The sequence below is a fragment of the Fusibacter bizertensis genome (assembly GCF_029914245.1).
Taxonomy (GTDB): Bacteria; Bacillota; Clostridia; order Peptostreptococcales; family Acidaminobacteraceae; genus Fusibacter_C; species Fusibacter_C bizertensis.
Genome location: NZ_JARYZI010000012.1, coordinates 1 through 19,149 on the forward strand (window position 1 = coordinate 1; position 19,149 = coordinate 19,149).

A 19,149-nucleotide genomic window follows, 5' to 3' on the forward strand; every position below is an offset into this window, starting at 1 on the left:
CTTTAAATCGACATCTTCAAAAGAATTACGTTTTTGGTTTTTTTCATTTGCGCTATTCAATTTTCAAGGTCCTGTTTCACCTCTTTGTTGTAAAGTTATAAGTTTTAAAACTTAGCGTTTACAACGCCGACAGCTATTTGATTATAGCAAACTTAAAATTCATTGTCAATAGAAAACTTTGTTTTTTTTAATTTGCTTTTTACATTGTTGCCGCAACATTTAACATTTGTTTTACTGTTGTGAAGCGACTTGATAATAATAACATCTCCATTAGTTAGTGTCAACAACTTTTAGCAAGAAATTTCAACATCTAAAAAGAAAATGTATTCGTAATTTTCAGACGAATTCTTCTGTAAAAAAAGGAACTCATTTTTTGAGTTCCTTAAATTAATCATTGTAAAGTTCCTACATTATATAGCTAATAATTATATTCACTTCTAGCTTCAACCGTTATCCATCGTAGATAGCTAATTGCTGATATATATACATCAACTAATCATTGCCATCAAAGGATATGGTGTAGATTTAAATCAAATCAAAGATTTCTCGAGTTGTTACTTCAAACACTAAGTAGCGATTGAAGTAATTTCGTTTTGTTATGAGGATTTCATATCCATCTTTTTCAAAGATCATACCTCTACCGTAGTGTTTCAGAAAATGCCAGCCCATCTCTTGCATCCTTAATATAAAAGCATCTTCACTATCGGTATAACCGACAAATGACAAGCTTTTCATAGAAATACGTTGTATTTGACCTTTTCTACTCGTTTCTAATCTACAAATTCCAGTTGCTACATCTAGGTACTTGAGTTCATAACTTGCTTTTACGATAAGCCCAATTGCTAAAGCCATAATAGTATAGCGAAAAGCTTTTTTTGTACGTTCACTAACATTACACATACCCGACCTCCTTAGAAAGACATTTTATGTTATACCCTTTAAATTTAAAACTTAATCCACTTATTTATAGTTAATTTTTCTAGAGGATCAATTTCTTCTCCAGATTTTGGTATATCAGTTACGCGGAATCTTTCAATATTTTCAAATGGATGTAGTTCAGTTTGAAACATTGCCGTCATTGTTGAGCCTTTTTTCAACCTAAAAGTTTGTATCCCTTTAGTATTTTTCGTTACTTTTTCAGTTATAACACTAGTATTAAATACAATTGCACGGATTTCTTTGCTTGATTCACGGATTGCTGTTATATCACTTTCCTCAGAAAAATACATAATCTTTACAACTTTAGATTCATCTGAGTACGCTTTAACCAGTTTTTTTCTATTGGTTTTAGTCTTGTAGGCTTCAAGAGGCACTCTTGCAACTTTACCATTTTCAAATCCAAATATCATAAAACCAGCAAAGTCATTTGTTACTACACAATATAAGACTTCTTCATTGGTCTCAAGACCTAAAATATTTGGTAAGTATACACCTAAATTACTAACTTTATGATCTTCTATTTCATGAAGTTTCATTTTATAAGCATTGTGTTGATTTGTAAAAAATATAATTTCATCTTTATTGGACCCATCTATTTCTTGTAGAATCTCATCTTCTTCTTTCATCTTGTGATCACCACTTGATCTCCATGAAACCAAAGAAACTTTCTTCAAGTAATTGTGAGCCGTGAAAAATACTTTTAAATTATAATCTTCAATATGTTCCTCTGGAACATGCTGTACAACATCGAGTTCAGAAACAAGATTTGTCTTTCTTGGTATACCAAATTTCTTGATTATACCTTGAAGTTCTTTGATGATAACTTTGTCAATTTTTTTATCATTATTGACTAGATCCATTAATCTTTTCATTTCGGCTTCTAGTCCTTCAATTTCGCTTACTCTATTAAGAATATATTCTTTATTCAGACTACGAAGTCTAATATCCGCAACAAAATTAGCTTGTATTTCATCGATACTAAACGCTGTCATCAGGTTGGGAATAACGAGTTTATCTTGTTCTGTTTCCCTGATAATCTTGATTGCAGCATCAATATCTAACAAGACTTTCTTCAAACCGTAAAGCAAATGAAGTTTCTCGTTTATCTTATCAATATCATAAAGGGCACCTCTTTTGATACAGTTACGCCTGAACATTAACCATTCCATTAGAATGCCTTTTACACCTAATACCATCGGTCTACCTGAAATAAGAAGATTCATATTACATGAAAAGCTATCTTCTAGCGTTGTAAATTTAAACAACTTAGCGATTAACTTCTCATAGTCAGTCCCTCGTTTAAGATCAATTGCAATTTTAAGACCTTTTAAATCTGTTTCATCACGAATATCATTTATCTCTTTTATTCTACCAGCCTTGATCAGTTCAACTACTTTTTCAATGATCTGTTCTACCGTCGTTGTATAAGGAATTTCAGTAATTTCAAGCATATTTTCACTTTTAAGATACTGAACCTTCCCCCTTATTTTAAAAGATCCCAAACCTGAATCATAAATTTTATGCATATCCGATTTGCTATAAATTAATTCTCCACCTGTTGAAAAATCAGGTGCAGGCATGATATCGATTATTTCAGCTCCAGGATTTTGAATAAACGCGATTGTCGCTTCACAGAGCTCCTTTAGATTAAAACTAGGAAAGTTGCTTGCCATTCCTACTGCGATTCCCTTGTTTGGGTTTGCCAATATATTAGGAAAAGTTGTAGGCAATAACATTGGTTCTTCCATTGTACCATCATAGTTGTCAACAAAATCTACTGTGTTTTTATCTATATCACCAAATATTTCTTCACATATCGCGTCAAGTTTGACTTCGGTATATCTAGGTGCTGCAAATTTCATATCTCTAGAAGTAACCTTACCAAAGTTTCCTTTTGAATCGATAAATGGAAGTAATAATGATTCATTGCCTTTTGCGAGTCTAACTAATGTTGCATAAATCGCTTGATCACCATGTGGATTTAATTTCATAGTTTGTCCAACGACATTTGCTGATTTCGTTCGATTACCTTTTAGTAATTTCATTTTATACATTGTATAAAGAATTTTTCTATGAGAAGGTTTAAAGCCATCAATCTCAGGTATCGCTCTTGAAACAATTACACTCATAGCATAAGGCATGTAGTTCTTCTCAAGCGTTTCGACGATCACTTGATCTGTATAATGTAGTTTCTTCATTTTGCACCTCTATTCTATGAATTAGCTTAAGTCGAGCATTTCTAAATATTGTTCTCCATGATCTTCAATAAACTCTTTTCTGCCATCTAAGTCATCACCTAAAAGCACATCAAACATATGTTGCGTCTCTATAATATCACTTGGTGTAACGCGGATTAATCTTCTCGTATCAGGACTCATAGTCGTTAACCACATCATGTCTGGATCATTTTCACCAAGACCTTTTGAACGTTGAATTGAGTATTTCTTGTTAAGCTTTTTGACATAATCATTCTTCTCTTTCTCATTATATGCAAAAAAAGTCTTTCCATCATGTGCAATTTCAAACAATGGCGATTCAGCAATAAATACATTTCCTCTTTCAATCAAAGTAGGAATCAGTCTATAAATCATTGTTAAAACCAGTGTCCTTATCTGATAACCATCGACATCAGCATCCGTACATATTATAATTTTATCCCATTTTAGATTTTCATAACTAAAGGTATCTAGATCTTTATTATGACGCGTTTTTATTTCTACGCCACACCCTAAAACTTTTATTAAATCAATAATGATATCAGACTGAAAGATCTTCTCATAATCTGCTTTCAAACAATTTAATATCTTTCCTCTGATTGGCATTAAAGCTTGAAACTCACTATCTCTAGCAAGTTTACATGAACCTAGGGCTGAATCCCCTTCTAGAATATAGACTTCTCGTCTATTCGTGTCTTTGGTGCGACAGTCAACAAATTTTTTCACACGATTCGTTACATCTATCTTAGAACTCAATGTCTTTTTCAGATTTAACCGCGTCGTTTCAGCCTTCTCGCGCGACCTCTTGTTGATTAATACTTGTTCTGCTATCTTCTCAGCATGTTCTTTGTTTTCAATAAAATATATTTCAAGGTTTTTTTTGATCATATCGGTAATAAACTCTTGTACAAATTTATTAGTGATTGATTTCTTGGTTTGATTTTCATAGCTAGTTATCGTTGAGAAACTCGTTGTAACTAAAATCAAACTATCTTGAATATCAATAAATGAAATCTTTTTCTCGTTTTTGGTGTATTTATTTAATTGCTTGATAAATTTGTCTAGTTCATATACAAAAGCATTTTTAACTGCTTTATCAGGAGAACCACCGTGTTCAAGGTAACTTGAGTTATGAAAATACTCAAGTGTATTTACTTCGTTATTAAATGCAAAAGCAACTTGGGCTTTTGCTTTATACTCAGGCATATCATCACGATCACGACCTCTGCCTTCATCTTCAAAGTATACAACACTTGTAAAATTCTTTTCCGCTCCAATTTCAGAGACATAGTCTTCTATCCCGCGTTCGTACATAAACTCAAAAGTTAGTTCAGAAAACTCATCTTTCAAAACAAAATTTATACCAGGATTTACAATTGACTGCTTTTTCATAATATCTTGAAAATATTCAATTGGAATATCTATGTCTTTAAAAACATCGAGATCTGGTCTCCATCTTATTTGTGAACCAGTGCTTTTATACTTTGCTGGTGTTTTTTTAAAGCCACCTTCAGCAATCTCGCCTTTCAAGAAATGTAATTCATATTCAAATCCATCTCTATGAATAATTACATCCATATACTCAGAACTATATTGAGTCGCGCATAATCCCAGACCATTTAGTCCCAAACTAAACTCGTATACTGAAGAATCATTGTTATTATATTTACCTCCAGCATAAAGTTCAGTAAAAACTAACTCCCAGTTGTATTTTTCCTCTTTGCTATTATAATCAACTGGAATACCGCGCGCTTGATCAATAACAGAAATTGATAAATCTTTATGCCTAATTACTGTTATTTCTTTACCAAAACCGCCTCGTGCTTCATCAATTGAATTCGATAATATCTCGAAAAAAGAGTGTTGACAGCCTTCAAGTCCATCAGATCCAAAAATTACCGATGGTCTTTTTCTTACCCTATCAGCACCTTTTAAGGACGTAATACTTTCATTATTGTAATTGGTTTTACTCATTTGTCACCTCTTTAAGTTATCTATCATTCTTTATAATATCAAACTTACCTATATTTGTGCAAGGACTTTCATCGGAACGTACGTTCTTGCTCAAAAAAAACCAGTCGCTAACACCAAAATGGCATCAACGCTGGTTTTATATTATTCAATCATAGTCACAATTTCGATATCAATATGTCGCCTTAAATCTATATAATCCTCACCCACTCTTACAAGCGGTCTTGCAGGATCATCTTTATATGTCATAATGATTTCGCCGTGCTGCTCGTTGTTTAAAATTACTTTATGTCCTATATAAAAATGAGAAATATTTGATAAAAACGTTTTAGACATTGAAAAATCTAAGGATTTATGGCATTTTTCTAAGATATAACTTATTGCTTCAAATGGATGCATTGCCTTTTTATAAACTCTGTCTTGTGTCATTGCACAATATACATCTGCTACTGCAACTATCTTAGCTAAATAATTAATCTCATTTCCTTTCAATCCGTTTGGATATCCAGAACCATCCACACGCTCATGGTGTTGCATCACACCTTGAAGTACGTCATACGAAATATTTGGAATATCTTTAATTAAAATATAACCAAGTATTGCATGCGTCTTCATAACTTTAAACTCTTCAGCTGTTAAAGTAGTAGGTTTATTTAAAATCTGATCTGGAATATTACATTTTCCAATATCATGGAGCAAGCCTGCTAAAGCTGCTTCTTTAATCTTTACATCATCTAGACCACACCATTTTGCAATTAAGCCAGAAATCATGGAAACTCTAACAGAATGATCAAATGTGTAATCGTCATACGCATGAATTTGCCACATTTTTCTGGTAAAGTGATCATCATTAAGAATCGCTTCATACAGTGGTTCTAAAGCATCATCTATCTCTTGATAGATAGGAACTCTTCCAAGTCTAAATTCAGTGTAAATCGACTTAAACTTAACCACAGTTGATCTATATTTTTCTTCAACATCACTAGGTGCTTCTTTTGGAATACGATAAGCACTTTTTTCAGAGTTTTGAATTTCTTCTGAATTCCCCTTTGATGAGATATTAACTTCAAATATCATTTTTCTTTTTAAAAAATCAATATGATTATCTGATAGCTCTGTATCTGCACCAATGAGCAGTATATCGTTTTCGTCAAACACGTCATCAAGCAATATCATGCCTGGTTCAACCTCTGAAACTCTTAGCTTTGCCATCTAGTCACCTTTGAATTATTTTATCTTACAAAAATATTATAATATTTTACAGCCAAAAACTCCAGCACAAATATTTATACTATTTTAACAAAGGAAACAATTCAGCGCCACTTTACGATTCAATTTCTTCTTGTGACATAGTATGTTTTCTAAATTCTGAGTTAACTGGCTCTAAAAAATGGACCCTTTCACCAACAATTTCTGTTAAGTATACATTCTCACCATCAGTGTTTTCAAACACCGACGTCGCAACTCTTCCTGCAACACTTACCATCGCCCCCTTTAAAAGATACTTGCAGCAGTTTTCTGCTTGCTTTCCCCAAACGATTACACGTGGAAAATCAGCCGTTGCTTTTCCTTCATTCTTTTTTTCTTCTTTTTGTGAATTTGCATAATAGCGATCAATTGCAATGCTAAATTTAGTGACACAATTCCCATCTTGTAATACTTTTAGTTCAGGTGTTTGCACCATTCTACCTACTAAACTCACTTGATTCATAACGCCTCCTTAAATTTGGGATATTTTTACAATTATAGTTTATCCATTTTTTACCATATTGTCAATAATTTAATAATTCAAACCACTTGTTTTCATCTTAAGATGCATTATAATGAATATGTATTTCGAAAGTCGAAGCATTAGGAGAATGTCATCTATGTGGCCAAAATTTATTAATCGTATTCACATTCGGTCAAATTCACCAATGGATCCTAAATTTAAAATAAATATTTTCAACGGTATTGCACTTGCTATTTCTGTGAACCTAGTAAATCCTTATTTTGCCAAATTTGCAGAGCGCTTAGGTGCAAATGCCTATCAGATTGCATCACTGAATTCATTACCTGCTTTTTTTAGTTTATTTGCTCTCATTCCTGGTGCAATTTTTTTAGATGTTTTAGGTAACAAGCAAAAAAACACAGCTTTATTGATGCTTTTTCATAAAATATTTTACTTGTTAATTGCTTTTGTTCCACTTGTAAAAACCGTATCCCAACCATGGCTTTTTATAATCTTAATCGCTATTATGAACTTACCAGGTTCAATTTATACGATGGGTTATCAATCGAGTATTGCTGATATCTTTTCGCCATCAGAACGTGGACAAGCAATGAGTTTAAGAAATAAATTTTCTGATATGTTCCGTTTGATCATTACTTTCTCGTCTGGAATTTTATTATCTATTCCCAAAGATTCTAATAATATCATAAAAATGTATCAATTTTTCTTTATCGTTTCCTTTGTTGTTGGGTTAGTTGAAGTATATACTTTTAACAAATTTTCTGAAGAACCTCTGCGTTTGCTTATTACATTTAAAAAAGAAAAAAAAGGCACAAAGTCTATTAACTTTTCAGCAATAAAAAAAACATTAAAAGAAAGCCTGCAGTTTATTATTCAAAATAAAAATTTCAAAAAATTTATGCTTGCATCAATTTTGTTTCATTTTGGATGGCAAATGGGATGGCCTCTATTTAACATCTATACCATTACAAAACTCGGTGCTACTGAAGCCTGGTTAAGTGCACTTTCTATCGCAGGCGGTCTTGCTTCTATTCTCACTGCAACGCGTTGGGCTAAATTCGCTGATAGATATGGTTATACACTTACTGCATTTATAGCCACTTTCGGTATGAGTATCACCCCTTTCTTATATGTCCTTAGCGATTCTTTAGCTATGTTAGTTTTATTCAACATCGTCATTGGCTTTTCAATTACTGGTACAGTTTTAGTTCTTTTCAACCTGTTGCTCGAGACTACTCCAACACAAAACAGAACTACTATCATCGCTATTTACAACACAATCATTGCACTTTCAGCGACAATCACACCAATTATCGGTGTGTGGATTATGAATTTTACTTCTCTAGAAACTTCTCTAATCATCACTGGTATCTTCAGATTTATTGGCTGCTTTGCATTTTTAATCATCAGTGGTAGTTTAATCAAAAGAAAAAAAAGCTACTACTAATTAAATATCAATAATTAGCAGCAGCTTAATATCTATAGTTTTTTAGCAAGCGTAACACCATAATCAAAACAAGCTTGTCTTCCTTCTTCATCTGGTCGCCACAAAACACCAAGTCCTTCTGCAACAACTTCAAGGCCACATTGCTTAAGTGCCTCAGTCATAAGTTTAGGTGATTCACCACTCCAACCATAGCTGCCAAATCCGGCAGCTTTTTTATGCTTGAATTTAAGACCTTTCATAATTTCAAGTATAGATGCCATCCCAGATAGTATCCCTTTGTTTATGGTTGATGATCCAGCTACCACGAGTTTAGCTTTAAAAACTTCTGTAATCACATCGTTTTTATCTATCTTTGATACATTAAACAGTTTGATATTTAGCGTTGGATCTACACTTTTAATGCCTTCTGCTATCGCTTCAGCCATATGTTTGGTTGCATCCCACATGGTATCGTATAACAGCGTGACTTGATGTTCTTGATAGTTGTTAGCCCAATCGACATACTGCTCTACGATCTGGACGGGATTGTCTCGCCAGATCACGCCATGTGATGGGCATATCATATTTACTGGTAGCTTAAAGCCAAGTACTTCTTCGATCTTTTTCCCAACAAGTGCACTAAAAGGAGTTAAGATATTGGCATAGTATTTAATCGCTTCTTGTTTTAGTTCAGCTTGATCAACCAGGTCATTGTACATCAGTTCAGAAGCATAATGCTGACCAAATGCATCATTAGAAAATAAAACTGCATCTTTTGTGTAATACTCAAACATACTATCAGGCCAATGTAGCATAGGAGCTTCTATAAACACAAGTTTACCTTCTCCTAAGTCAAGTGTATCTCCAGTTTTTACCACATGAAAATTCCAGTCCTGATGATAGTGTCCTTTTAAAGACTTTACACCATTGGCAGTACAGTATATTGGCACATTTGGGATTTCCTTTAACAGTTCAGGCAATCCACCACTATGATCTATCTCTGCATGATTGGCTATAATGTAGTCAATTTTCTTAAGATCGATGACTTCCTTTAACCTTTTCACAAACTCTTCATCAAATGGTTGCCAAACAGTATCTATCAGTGCTACTTTTTCATCTTGAATCAAATAAGAATTGTATGATGAGCCACGATGTGTCGAATACTCTTCGCCATGAAATTTTTTTAAATCCCAATCAATTTTTCCTACCCAAGTAATTCTCTCGTTGATTTTAAACATAACGTTCTCCTCTCTTATACTCTTTTAAATAAAATGTTATTTTCTGTATGCACGTGCATGTACATATCAGCAACTAATTCTTTTAGTTTTGCATACGCGAGTTCATATGTTTTGCAGCCATCTTTTGGCACTTTGAAATGATCTGTAATCTCTGTTAGCTTATGCAGTGCGTCTCCAGCACCATCGTGTTCTGCTTCAAGTACTCCAATTAAATCCGCTAACCCATCTTGCTTATTAAGTAGTGCTGGGAACAATTGTTTTTCTTCCTTAATCATATGGCTTTCGAGTTCAGTTTTTAGTCCCCCAAATATATGATGTACTTCAAATAGTTCTGGATGAGCTGTACCATGTACGTTTAATAGTTTGAAGAGTAATGTTGAAACTTCTGGTAATACGCCTCTTAAATAAGCATGATGCGTGTTGATGATTTTATCGATTAATTCAGCATCACTGAGGCTGGAGAGTTTAATGTTTCTACCGTTCATAGGTACCTGAAAAGCGTGAGCAAGTGCCACCGTAACCGCTTCTTTAAGTGCCTCTATTTCGTCTGTATCACGGCGTACTGCTTCTTCAAGTGAGCGATCTCCACCGCAACAAAAATCTATTTCATATTCCATAAACACTTTAACAAGTTCTGGATGTTCAGTCACAACTTGCCCAATTGACTTTTGAGAAAGGTGTTGATAAGTAACCTGCATAAAACTACCTCCTAATTTAATTCTTAATTTTAGTCCAAATTTCTCTTATAACCTTATTTTAAAGCAAAAAAAGAACGCATCATGTGATTTGCCTCACAGTTTGCGTTTTAATTTATAATTTAAAGATTAGTCCTTATGGTATAATGATGTTGTATCAATACTAGTTTTTAATCTAAGGAGGCCATTATGTCACCAAAAGCTACAGAATCCTTTCAAATAAACGGCTGTGCTACTTGTGGACACACACTTTGCGCTAAGAAAGTAAGCTTATTTGCATCACTTGATGAACTACATATACTTGAAATTATCTCGTTAATTGAACGAAAGCACTATAAAAAAGGTGATATTGTTTTACGTCATGGCGACTTATTTGATAGACTTTATATTGTCAATAAAGGCATGCTAAAAGCAATTAGTCTACAGGAAGATGGCAAAGAACAAATACTCCACCTTCTCAGTGATGGTGATAGTATCGGTGAACTTGCACTTTTAAAAAGCCAAGCTGCAATCTACGATATAGTTGCAGCTACAGATACGTACCTGTGTACAATCCCTAAATCTCGTTTTGATATTTTTTTAAAAGAAAATCCCGACTTAATGTTCGCGATTTTAACTTCAGCATATGAACGCATCAGTTCACTTGAAAAATTGGTTGGTGCTATTGCTTCAAATGACGCTGATGTACGTTTAAAGTTTTTGATTCAGCAACTTTACAAGCAGTCAGGCAATCAAGGCGATGTCTTATCTCTTTCACTCACAAGGGAAGATATGGCAAATTTTGTAGGTGTTACAAGAGAAACGATTAGCAGAAAACTATCTCAACTTTCAAAAGATGGTGCATTAGCATTCATCGATCAAAAGAAAATTCGTCTACTTGATTTTGAGTATTTTGATTTAGATAAAACATCTTAAATTCAGCATTTGTTCAATTAAGTGGTAATATCCGTCTACATTATGCACCCAATTTTTATACTTTTACGATATTCATAATCTTGCCTATAAATCTATTGTCAGCATCATGCATGTTAGCTGAAGTTACTTTTAGGTGGTATTGATCAGATGTATCCGTAATGATAAAGGACAAATTTTCAGTATAACTAGGTTGATATTTTTCAGCTAACTTTTCCAATTGATTTACCTCATAGTTGTAAAACTCTTTTTTCAAGTGGGCAATTAACAGTTCTACCGTTTCACACTGACTTTGCGAGATATCTATTTTCAAAAGTTCAACAGCCCCTTTGTTGATCTTATCAATAACACCATTATTTCTTATAACCACGATACCGTAAGACGCTTGTTCAACAACGTGTTCAAGTAACATTCTTGATTCTTCAAACCTTTGTCTTGCAATCATCTTTTCTGAAACATTTGCCATACTGCCAATGGCATACACAGGCATATTTTCATCGTCATAATATACCTGCCCTATAATGTTTACAAATGTAATTCTACCATGTGCATGAAATCTAACTATAATATCTAGCGCTTCTCCATTCCAAATAAAACGACGAAACTTATACTCGAAATAAGCTGAATCTAAAGGATATATGAGTCCAACTAAATTATCATAATAGATTTCATCTATCTCTTTTTTTAGGGCGAAAATTGGTCCAAACGTACTTGAAACAGAGAATAAGTTTTTTGACACACTAAATTTCCAATGTGACATATTGGCTATCTTTTCCGATTCTTCTAAGATGATTTTACTTTCTTCGAGTTTCTCTATAACATTTTTAATCTCACTGATATTTTGATTGATAATAATTACCGATGCGCCTTCCTCAGATACAATATACTTACCAGTTGCTCTGTACCACTCCCATCCACTATTTTTAAAATACCTATATTCAAAAACATGATGGTCGCTTTTCTCTGACGTTATAATATCAATCGCTTCATATACAATTGATCGATCCTGATCCGAGATACTATTAAGCCACTGTAAAAATGAAATCTCCATTCCAATTAATCCTTTTTCTGAGTCAAACTCTCTGAAAAAATTCACACTTTTATCTGGAAGTCTAATTTCAAGCACATTGTCTTGTAATGACTCAAAAATTTGCGCGTATCTCGATTGCGAATCTACTAATCTCTTTTTATATATAAACTTTTCACTGATATCACGTATTAGCAGCAACATTTTATCAGCTACAATATGTTCCATATTCATCGCTATAACTTCCGCTGGAACGCGGTAGCCTTCACGCGTCAAATATATCCTCTCAAAATGCAATGAGCTGTGTGCTTTTGTTAACTCCATATTTCTTTCTAACATCTCTTGCGTAAGTCCAAGTGATATATCCACAATTGCCTTGCCAACTAAAACTTCATCTTCATAGTTTAGTATCCTTTGCATCATTTCGTTTGCATATTCAATAGTTCCCTCTTTATTGACGATTATGATGCCTTCTTTTATATGATTTAATATCATGGTGCCAATCACAGGGAGATTATTTGTCATGATCTCCGGGTTCATATATCGAAGTATGACCCCTACCAAATGTCCACCCGACGATCTAATACATCCCTCAACACTAAAATAGAACAAATCACTATAGCAAATAATCTTGGAACTAAAATCTTGTTTCTCAAATATAATGTCGTTAAAGTAAGTACGATCTTGTTCTGAGAGTCCGCTTATAAACATACTCAATGAAGAAATATGATGCGGAATAATGTTTAATAATCTCTCTTTGAACAAAAGATCAAAATGAATTAAATCTGCTACAACATAGGTTGCACGATTGAGGTTGTTATTACCAACATGTATCGTTTGAAATGATTTGAATAACATTTCTAAGATATACTCTTTAGTAATGTCTATACCTGTTGTAAGTATATGTTTTTTTCCTTTATATGTTATAAATTGCTCTTCACATTTATAATACCCTACCGACTGTAGCGGATAAGTGTATCTTAAAATTCCCTTATATGATTCAATTTCACCATCTACTAGTTTCTTCGTAATTGATATATGCTTTAATTTTTCCGTCTCATCATTAAAAAGTGTACTGAAATCTTGGTCGAGCAAACTCAATCTAGATTTGTGTAAAAAATTAGACATGGGCTCGTTGAGATAAGCTATTTCACCAGTTAAAGTTCTCAGCATAACCAAGCTAGATGCACTCTCCCAGTTATAAATGATCTCATTAATCATATCATCGGTTAATTTTTTACTATATGATGCTTCTGTTATATCTTTAAAATAGAGAACAGCATATTTTCTGCCATATCCGTTTAATCTGAAGTGAAGTGTTTTTCTATGGTTGTTATAATCTGTAATTTCAAACTGATCATTTCCTCTTAAGACAGCACTTAAGATATCCGCAAGAGAGATAAATGAATAATTTGCTCCGAAAATTTCTTGAAAAGCTTTATTCGAAGCTAAAACATCTAGTGTATCACTCCTTAAAAGCGCAACACCCTCTTCCAAATTTTCAATTATCTCAGACTCAAAAAGAGTCTTTACATCAACAAAATTCCTCATAAAAGATGACAAACTCGAACGATCGCCTATTAATCTTGATAAAAAGAATATCAAAAAAAACAAAATAGCCAATTCGCTTGTTAAAGTTTGCGGTAGTGTTCCATTGAACAAATTACGTAAATCCACCATTACGATAAAAGAGATCACTAAGATTAGCATCACATTTTTCTCGCGCTTATCAAAGATTGCTTTTACAATAAGTTTATAAAGGATATACATTGCTACCGATAACTTAATAAAAAAAACGAAAATGGCCATAAACACCTCAACTAAAATTACATTTCGATTGTTTTGGTAATAAATACAGTTAAATAATCCATTAAGTCTAACTGTTCTGCTCTCTTTTTCTCTCTAATAATTTGTACCACAGGACGTGTTTGTGCATCAACGTTCTCTTTGATCACTATTGCAACATCCCCCGTCGAAAGTTGAACAAGAGTCCCTACGGGATAAATATTCACTACTTTTAATAGGTGATAATATATATCTCGATCAAGCTCATATACCGCTTCAGTTCTTATGAGCTCAAGTGCTTCATCTGCATTTAGTCTATCCTTATATGCGCGATTAGATGAAATCGCATTGAAAATATCGCACATTGTAACAATTCTAACATGTATAGGTATCTGATCACCCGATAAATGATATGGGTATCCTTCTCCATTGAGCTTTTCATGATGCAATAAAACGATTTGACGAGATATTGGAGAAATAAAATCGTTATCCTTTAACATATCGTAGCCAAACTGAACATGTTCTTTGACTAACTTTACTTCCTCTTTTTCTAGTGGATTAACTTTATTTAATACTTCACCTGGGATTTGCATCTTTCCAATATCATGCAAGATCGCACCAACACCAATTTTCTGAATAAAGTTTTCGCTTAACTTCATCCTTTTTGCAACTAGCATAGAAAGTACAGCCACTTCAGCACTATGATTATATGTGTACATATCAGTACCCATCAACTCTGTCATATGGTAAAGTGTCTCAGGATTATCATAGATTACACGCATCATTTCATCTACTACATTTTTGATGCTATTGATATCTTTGACATTGTAGTTATTGCCCTTGCGTTCGGATATATCTTTAAAAACAGTCTTCACGGCCGAAACTGACCTAATTTTTAGTTCATCAGATACGACGTTAGTTGGTTCTAACCCTTCTGATAGTTCATCTTCAATATAGATACATTGAATATTTGCTTTTTTAAGTCTCTCAATATAATTAAGTGTTAACTTAACTTCTTTTGCTAAAAGTAATTGACATTTATCATCATAAACTGGTTTGCCCAGTATATCACCAATTTCTACATATTCTAAACTTTTTAGTCTCAAGAGGACCTCCTATGACTTATTATAGTCATTATACCATAAAAAGGGTCATATACAACTTGATGATTTCTTCTCCAAATAGTGCAGTGATTATGCAGGAAACTGACATGAAAGGTGCAAAAGCAATTTCCATCTGTCTTTTAACTACACTTCCAATAATTTTACTAATCAAAATCCATATAAGAGCGACATAAAATGTTAAAAGTGCAGCTAACAAAGTTAATTTGACTCCTAAATAAAGTCCTATCACACACATGAACATGACGTCACCAAATCCAAAAGCTTCTTTTTTATAAATTGCTTTAGCAATAAAATAGATTAACCCGTATATGACGAATCCACTTATACCACCAAAGATCACATCTTTTAATAACATGCCCTTTGAAAAAGCGAGGATAACAAATAAAATGCCACCAAGATACATCATCGCTGAAACGATACTTTTAGTGTGATAGTCAATCACACCAACAATTACAATAAACAACATCATGATCAAATCTTGAATACTGTTATAGGAGTAACTAATCGTTAGCGCACCGACTGTCAATAAAAGCATACCAATGCCTATCGCTTCTTTAATGAAAATTTCTTCACCTTCCAAAAAATATCTCGATATCATAACGATTATGGGCGTTGAAATAACAGCGTAAGTTACGATTATTAATAATTGTATAATTGTCATGTCCATTAAACCTCAAATTCTAAAAGAGGGTCAAGATTACTCTCGCCCCTCTCATATATATTTATATTAATATTAATTCTAGTTCTGGTTCTAAAAAAGCATGTTTTAAATATTATCTAAAAAATACGGTTATCATATATGCAACTTCAGCTTTTGTAATGGCTGCATTTATGTCAGAAGCCCCTTGTGACCTTGCAAATTTTTCCATTAACATCTTATTCGAAACTTCTTTCCAGGACATGTTTCTTAAAAACATCTTACTCAGCATATTTTCGATTTCATGATATGATACAGTTTGATTTGGATTGAAATTCGAACTGCTATCTAAGGTTAAATACCTTTTACCAACCATATACTCAACAGCTTTTTTTGCAGTTCCAAGTGTTGAAGAATCTTTAATTGTTGGTACTGAAGTTCGCATAGGATCAACATTCGCTAAAGTATTATACATAAACGTAGCTAGTTCAGCACGTGTTATTTTGGCATTAGGCGAAAACATCTCATCATCTGAAATTACGTCTCTTCTCATCAAAGTATAGATTTCCTTATAAGCCCAATTGAAATTGATATCATCAACTGTTTTATAATCCTCATCTATAAAGATCGCGTATTCACCACCACCATAAGTGCCCGCAGGAATCTCAATTGAAAGTTCTTGGTCTGATAATGTCGTAAATTGATATACCCACTTGCTTCCAATCCACTGATAAATCCCAGCTCTTTCAGAACCATAATATTCAAAAGTAAGTGTAATCGGTTTTCTCAGTAAAACACTTCCGCTTGCGTTCATAACCGAAACTGTATACTTACTACTTACAGGCGTATATTTTGAATTTTCATAGTTAAATGAATTTTGAGTTTTAAATGTTGCAAAATATGTTGGCTGATATACTGTTGCTGTAGGAAAATATAGCGAAAGCGGTGTTCGCATCTCACTTTCAGAAACACCTAAAGAAAAGTGAATGTACTCTTCATCAAAATATAGTGTATCTTCATTCATACTAATCAATCTTGCATTTTTATTTCTAACTTCTGTTTCAAGGTTTTTGATCTGGAAGGTTTCAATATAACTATTCATAAAGGCTTCACGATAACCGGATGTAAAATAATTTTTATAAGCAATGCTTTCTCGATCTAAGAAATACCTTGCACTCAAACTACCTTCGCGTAAATAGTTGTTATATGCTCTTGACCAATCATCTGTTTTTCCTTGTACAAAATCGATCATTGCTGATAATTGACCTTGTACAGATCCAGCTTGCGAACCATGATCATACCCCATCTCAAAAGGAGATGAATATTCATCAATATTTACAGTCCGATACCCTGTATTATAGGCAATTTCAAACGCTGCACGATACGCCGCTATAAAAGCATTTTGAAACATTGAACTATCCTTGTTAAGTTGGTACTTTGTAACTAATGATGTACTTGAGGGAATCGACTGATTAGCGGTATTAGCTTTCCCCGCGTTACGATCAGCACGCCCAGCTAAGTCCCCATCAAGTGTCCCCATCAACGTACCAAAGGATTCTCCTTCAGCTAAAGTTGACTCGCCTGGATTCGCTGCGAAATTCAAATTTGTTACCGCGCTGACCATAATCATAATCAACATCAGCGTCAGTATACTTGTCTTTTTTAAGATCTCTATTTTAGTTTTCATTCGCCCCCCTATTGCAACGGATATGATACTTCTAATTGGTCAAATAGATATTTTCCAGTTAGTTTTTGATCATAGCCAACACCTTCTACATATATTCTCTGAATCATACATGGATATGTGATTTCTACAGGCATTAGAACTTCTAACTCCTGCCACTGTGTCCAGCTCACATCAGATACAAGCTCAAGTTTATATTCTTTTCCTTTTGAGTCAAGTAAAACAACTCCAATTGCATGATTAGAAGCTTCGTAAGCATAAACCCACAAGCCTAGGTATTCAACTTGCTTAGTAAGCATAATTGGACTTTTATCAAATACGAGACTTGCTTCACTGTATTCTCTACCTGTTTTGAAATCAAAATCAACCATTGCAGAATAGCCACCTGCAATCTTAGTTTTGCTTCTTGAAACGGTACCACTGATATCAGTCGTATTGGCTACAAAGAAATTGTCGCCCTCTTCAAATCCATGAATTTGAGTTTTAGGACGATAATTTTCATAATCAACTTCCGTTGGATCAGTTGGATACTCAGGATATATAATTACATCAGTTGGTTCCTGAACCTTAGTAACTTCAAATGATTCATATGGTATAAATGGGCCTGCTAGTACATCTCTAGTATTCAATTTAGCAGAAACTAACTTTCCTGAATCAGCTATAAATTCAGCAGCTTGAGGCAATGCATTGAATTCTAACATAAGCTTACCTTGTAATCCATCTAACATTGAGTTAGAAATGGCAATTTCTTTTACCAAGATCTTCTTCTCGTTGTTTCTGACGCTTCTTATATAGCTAAGCAGTGCATCATAGTCTCCATTAAACCCAACAGTTGCATTATACTGAACTGTACCTGGCGTTAAACTTATATCACTTGTAAACGTCATGTCTGTCAAACTTAAAGGTGAACCTTCAGCGTATCCAGAAAGCGTTGCAAGCATATCTTCTTGTGAAATTTGATCATAATAATCATTTGTCGCTAGATTTAGAGTCGTTGTTAAGTCTTCAATATTTCGATCAATAGACCGCTCTGATATGATCTTCATATCAACATCAGCTTTCATCGAAACCCAGTTTGAGTAATCTGCTTCCAAATCTTTAATTTTGTTTTCTTGCGGCTGCATAAGAAGAAAATAATACAGTGCAAACACTAAAACAAAGCCCAACAAAATTAATAAATATTTATCTCTTCGACTAATTCGCATCGTTTACCTCCATACCAACTGTAGCATTGATTGTAAATTCAAAGCTGCCATTATTTTCGTTAATAGAAGGAATTAATATATTACCCAGCCCACCGCTTTCTCTTAAGTTATATGCAAATTGTGCGATTGTAGGATATTCCATTGAATAGCCTCTTATCGTTATCAAGCTTTGATTAATATTAAGTTCACTTAAAAATGCATTTTCTGGTAACTGTGCATTAATCTGCTCAATCAACATATCGTCTAGCTTATCAGCTTGTTCAATTTGAGATGTTGCTATGCTGACATTTGCATAAATCCCTTGTAATCTTTCTAATTCTTTTTGCTTTTGTTCCACTATAACTAGCTTATTAGTAGTTTCTGAAGATTGAATGTACATTTGAATTTCATCAATATCAGTCTGTAAATTTTTGGCTTTATTCATAAGCATAAACTGATAATATACCATTAATGCGAGTAATAAAGCGCCTAGTACAACTAGTACGATCCTATTTGTATTGGGTTTAGCCTGTGTCTTCAAATAGGGATCAAAAAAGTTAAAATCTCTCATATCGCGCC

At 33.5% G+C, this 19,149-nt stretch carries 15 protein-coding genes; 2 read left to right on the forward strand and 13 right to left on the reverse strand.

Going from position 1 to position 19,149, the window contains the following annotated elements:
• Window positions 1–525 precede the first annotated feature (525 nt).
• The 5 genes from QE109_RS14670 to QE109_RS14690 form a co-directional block, all read right to left on the reverse strand.
• Complete coding sequence (locus QE109_RS14670; protein ID WP_281095298.1) at window positions 526–900, reverse strand: hypothetical protein; 375 nt, start codon at window positions 898–900, stop codon at window positions 526–528.
• Between the two features lie 44 nt (window positions 901–944).
• Entirely contained in the window at window positions 945–3,137 is a 2,193-nt protein-coding gene (locus QE109_RS14675) for a DNA gyrase/topoisomerase IV subunit A (protein ID WP_281095299.1), read from the reverse strand.
• Window positions 3,138–3,158: 21 nt separating this feature from the next.
• The gene (locus tag QE109_RS14680; protein ID WP_281095300.1) at window positions 3,159–5,129 is read right to left on the reverse strand and encodes a DNA gyrase/topoisomerase IV subunit B; all 1,971 of its coding nucleotides are present in this window, start codon (window positions 5,127–5,129) and stop codon (window positions 3,159–3,161) included.
• A gap of 141 nt (window positions 5,130–5,270) precedes the next feature.
• Window positions 5,271–6,338, reverse strand: coding sequence for an HD-GYP domain-containing protein (locus tag QE109_RS14685; protein WP_281095301.1), 1,068 nt, complete (start codon window positions 6,336–6,338; stop codon window positions 5,271–5,273).
• Window positions 6,339–6,450: 112 nt separating this feature from the next.
• Complete coding sequence (locus QE109_RS14690; protein ID WP_281095302.1) at window positions 6,451–6,837, reverse strand: single-stranded DNA-binding protein; 387 nt, start codon at window positions 6,835–6,837, stop codon at window positions 6,451–6,453.
• Window positions 6,838–6,994: 157 nt separating this feature from the next.
• Here QE109_RS14690 and QE109_RS14695 point away from each other — a divergent pair, with 157 nt between their 5' ends.
• The gene (locus tag QE109_RS14695; RefSeq protein WP_281095303.1) at window positions 6,995–8,305 is read left to right on the forward strand and encodes an MFS transporter; all 1,311 of its coding nucleotides are present in this window, start codon (window positions 6,995–6,997) and stop codon (window positions 8,303–8,305) included.
• Between the two features lie 32 nt (window positions 8,306–8,337).
• Here the strand turns inward: QE109_RS14695 and QE109_RS14700 are convergent, their stop codons facing one another.
• On the reverse strand, window positions 8,338–9,522 hold the full coding sequence (locus QE109_RS14700; protein ID WP_281095304.1) for an anaerobic nitric oxide reductase flavorubredoxin: 1,185 nt from the start codon (window positions 9,520–9,522) through the stop codon (window positions 8,338–8,340).
• Between the two features lie 14 nt (window positions 9,523–9,536).
• On the reverse strand, window positions 9,537–10,220 hold the full coding sequence (gene ric, locus QE109_RS14705) for an iron-sulfur cluster repair di-iron protein (RefSeq protein ID WP_281095305.1): 684 nt from the start codon (window positions 10,218–10,220) through the stop codon (window positions 9,537–9,539).
• A gap of 186 nt (window positions 10,221–10,406) precedes the next feature.
• On the opposite strand from ric, the gene QE109_RS14710 reads away from it, so the two are divergent.
• Complete coding sequence (locus tag QE109_RS14710; RefSeq protein ID WP_281095306.1) at window positions 10,407–11,132, forward strand: Crp/Fnr family transcriptional regulator; 726 nt, start codon at window positions 10,407–10,409, stop codon at window positions 11,130–11,132.
• Window positions 11,133–11,187: 55 nt separating this feature from the next.
• Here the strand turns inward: QE109_RS14710 and QE109_RS14715 are convergent, their stop codons facing one another.
• The 6 genes from QE109_RS14715 to QE109_RS14740 all read right to left on the reverse strand — a co-directional run bounded on the left by QE109_RS14715 (window position 11,188) and on the right by QE109_RS14740 (window position 19,141).
• Complete coding sequence (locus QE109_RS14715; protein WP_281095307.1) at window positions 11,188–13,965, reverse strand: PAS domain-containing protein; 2,778 nt, start codon at window positions 13,963–13,965, stop codon at window positions 11,188–11,190.
• A gap of 17 nt (window positions 13,966–13,982) precedes the next feature.
• A complete protein-coding gene (locus QE109_RS14720) occupies window positions 13,983–15,047 on the reverse strand; it encodes an HD-GYP domain-containing protein (protein ID WP_281095308.1) in 1,065 nt (354 codons plus the stop codon).
• A gap of 28 nt (window positions 15,048–15,075) precedes the next feature.
• Entirely contained in the window at window positions 15,076–15,732 is a 657-nt protein-coding gene (locus QE109_RS14725; protein WP_281095309.1) for a prepilin peptidase, read from the reverse strand.
• Window positions 15,733–15,838: 106 nt separating this feature from the next.
• Complete coding sequence (locus QE109_RS14730; RefSeq protein WP_281095310.1) at window positions 15,839–17,389, reverse strand: S-layer homology domain-containing protein; 1,551 nt, start codon at window positions 17,387–17,389, stop codon at window positions 15,839–15,841.
• A gap of 8 nt (window positions 17,390–17,397) precedes the next feature.
• Window positions 17,398–18,591 (reverse strand): hypothetical protein, encoded by a 1,194-nt coding sequence (locus QE109_RS14735; protein ID WP_281095311.1) that lies wholly within the window; start codon window positions 18,589–18,591, stop codon window positions 17,398–17,400.
• Window positions 18,581–19,141, reverse strand: coding sequence for a PilN domain-containing protein (locus QE109_RS14740; protein WP_281095312.1), 561 nt, complete (start codon window positions 19,139–19,141; stop codon window positions 18,581–18,583). Before QE109_RS14740 ends, QE109_RS14735 begins: the two co-directional genes overlap by 11 nt.
• Between the last annotated feature and the right edge of the window lie 8 nt (window positions 19,142–19,149).

What these genes read in the sequence shown, in the direction of transcription:
- QE109_RS14690 (WP_281095302.1), bottom strand. Translation starts at nt 6,837, where the DNA reads ATGAATCAAGTGAGTTTAGTAGGTAGAATGGTGCAAACACCTGAACTA.
- QE109_RS14670 (WP_281095298.1), bottom strand. Translation starts at nt 900, where the DNA reads ATGTGTAATGTTAGTGAACGTACAAAAAAAGCTTTTCGCTATACTATT.
- QE109_RS14725 (WP_281095309.1), bottom strand. Translation starts at nt 15,732, where the DNA reads ATGGACATGACAATTATACAATTATTAATAATCGTAACTTACGCTGTT.
- QE109_RS14700 (WP_281095304.1), bottom strand. Translation starts at nt 9,522, where the DNA reads ATGTTTAAAATCAACGAGAGAATTACTTGGGTAGGAAAAATTGATTGG.
- QE109_RS14710 (WP_281095306.1), top strand. Translation starts at nt 10,407, where the DNA reads ATGTCACCAAAAGCTACAGAATCCTTTCAAATAAACGGCTGTGCTACT.
- QE109_RS14680 (WP_281095300.1), bottom strand. Translation starts at nt 5,129, where the DNA reads ATGAGTAAAACCAATTACAATAATGAAAGTATTACGTCCTTAAAAGGT.
- QE109_RS14675 (WP_281095299.1), bottom strand. Translation starts at nt 3,137, where the DNA reads ATGAAGAAACTACATTATACAGATCAAGTGATCGTCGAAACGCTTGAG.
- QE109_RS14740 (WP_281095312.1), bottom strand. Translation starts at nt 19,141, where the DNA reads ATGAGAGATTTTAACTTTTTTGATCCCTATTTGAAGACACAGGCTAAA.
- ric (WP_281095305.1), bottom strand. Translation starts at nt 10,220, where the DNA reads ATGCAGGTTACTTATCAACACCTTTCTCAAAAGTCAATTGGGCAAGTT.
- QE109_RS14735 (WP_281095311.1), bottom strand. Translation starts at nt 18,591, where the DNA reads ATGCGAATTAGTCGAAGAGATAAATATTTATTAATTTTGTTGGGCTTT.
- QE109_RS14695 (WP_281095303.1), top strand. Translation starts at nt 6,995, where the DNA reads ATGTGGCCAAAATTTATTAATCGTATTCACATTCGGTCAAATTCACCA.
- QE109_RS14715 (WP_281095307.1), bottom strand. Translation starts at nt 13,965, where the DNA reads ATGGCCATTTTCGTTTTTTTTATTAAGTTATCGGTAGCAATGTATATC.
- QE109_RS14730 (WP_281095310.1), bottom strand. Translation starts at nt 17,389, where the DNA reads ATGAAAACTAAAATAGAGATCTTAAAAAAGACAAGTATACTGACGCTG.
- QE109_RS14685 (WP_281095301.1), bottom strand. Translation starts at nt 6,338, where the DNA reads ATGGCAAAGCTAAGAGTTTCAGAGGTTGAACCAGGCATGATATTGCTT.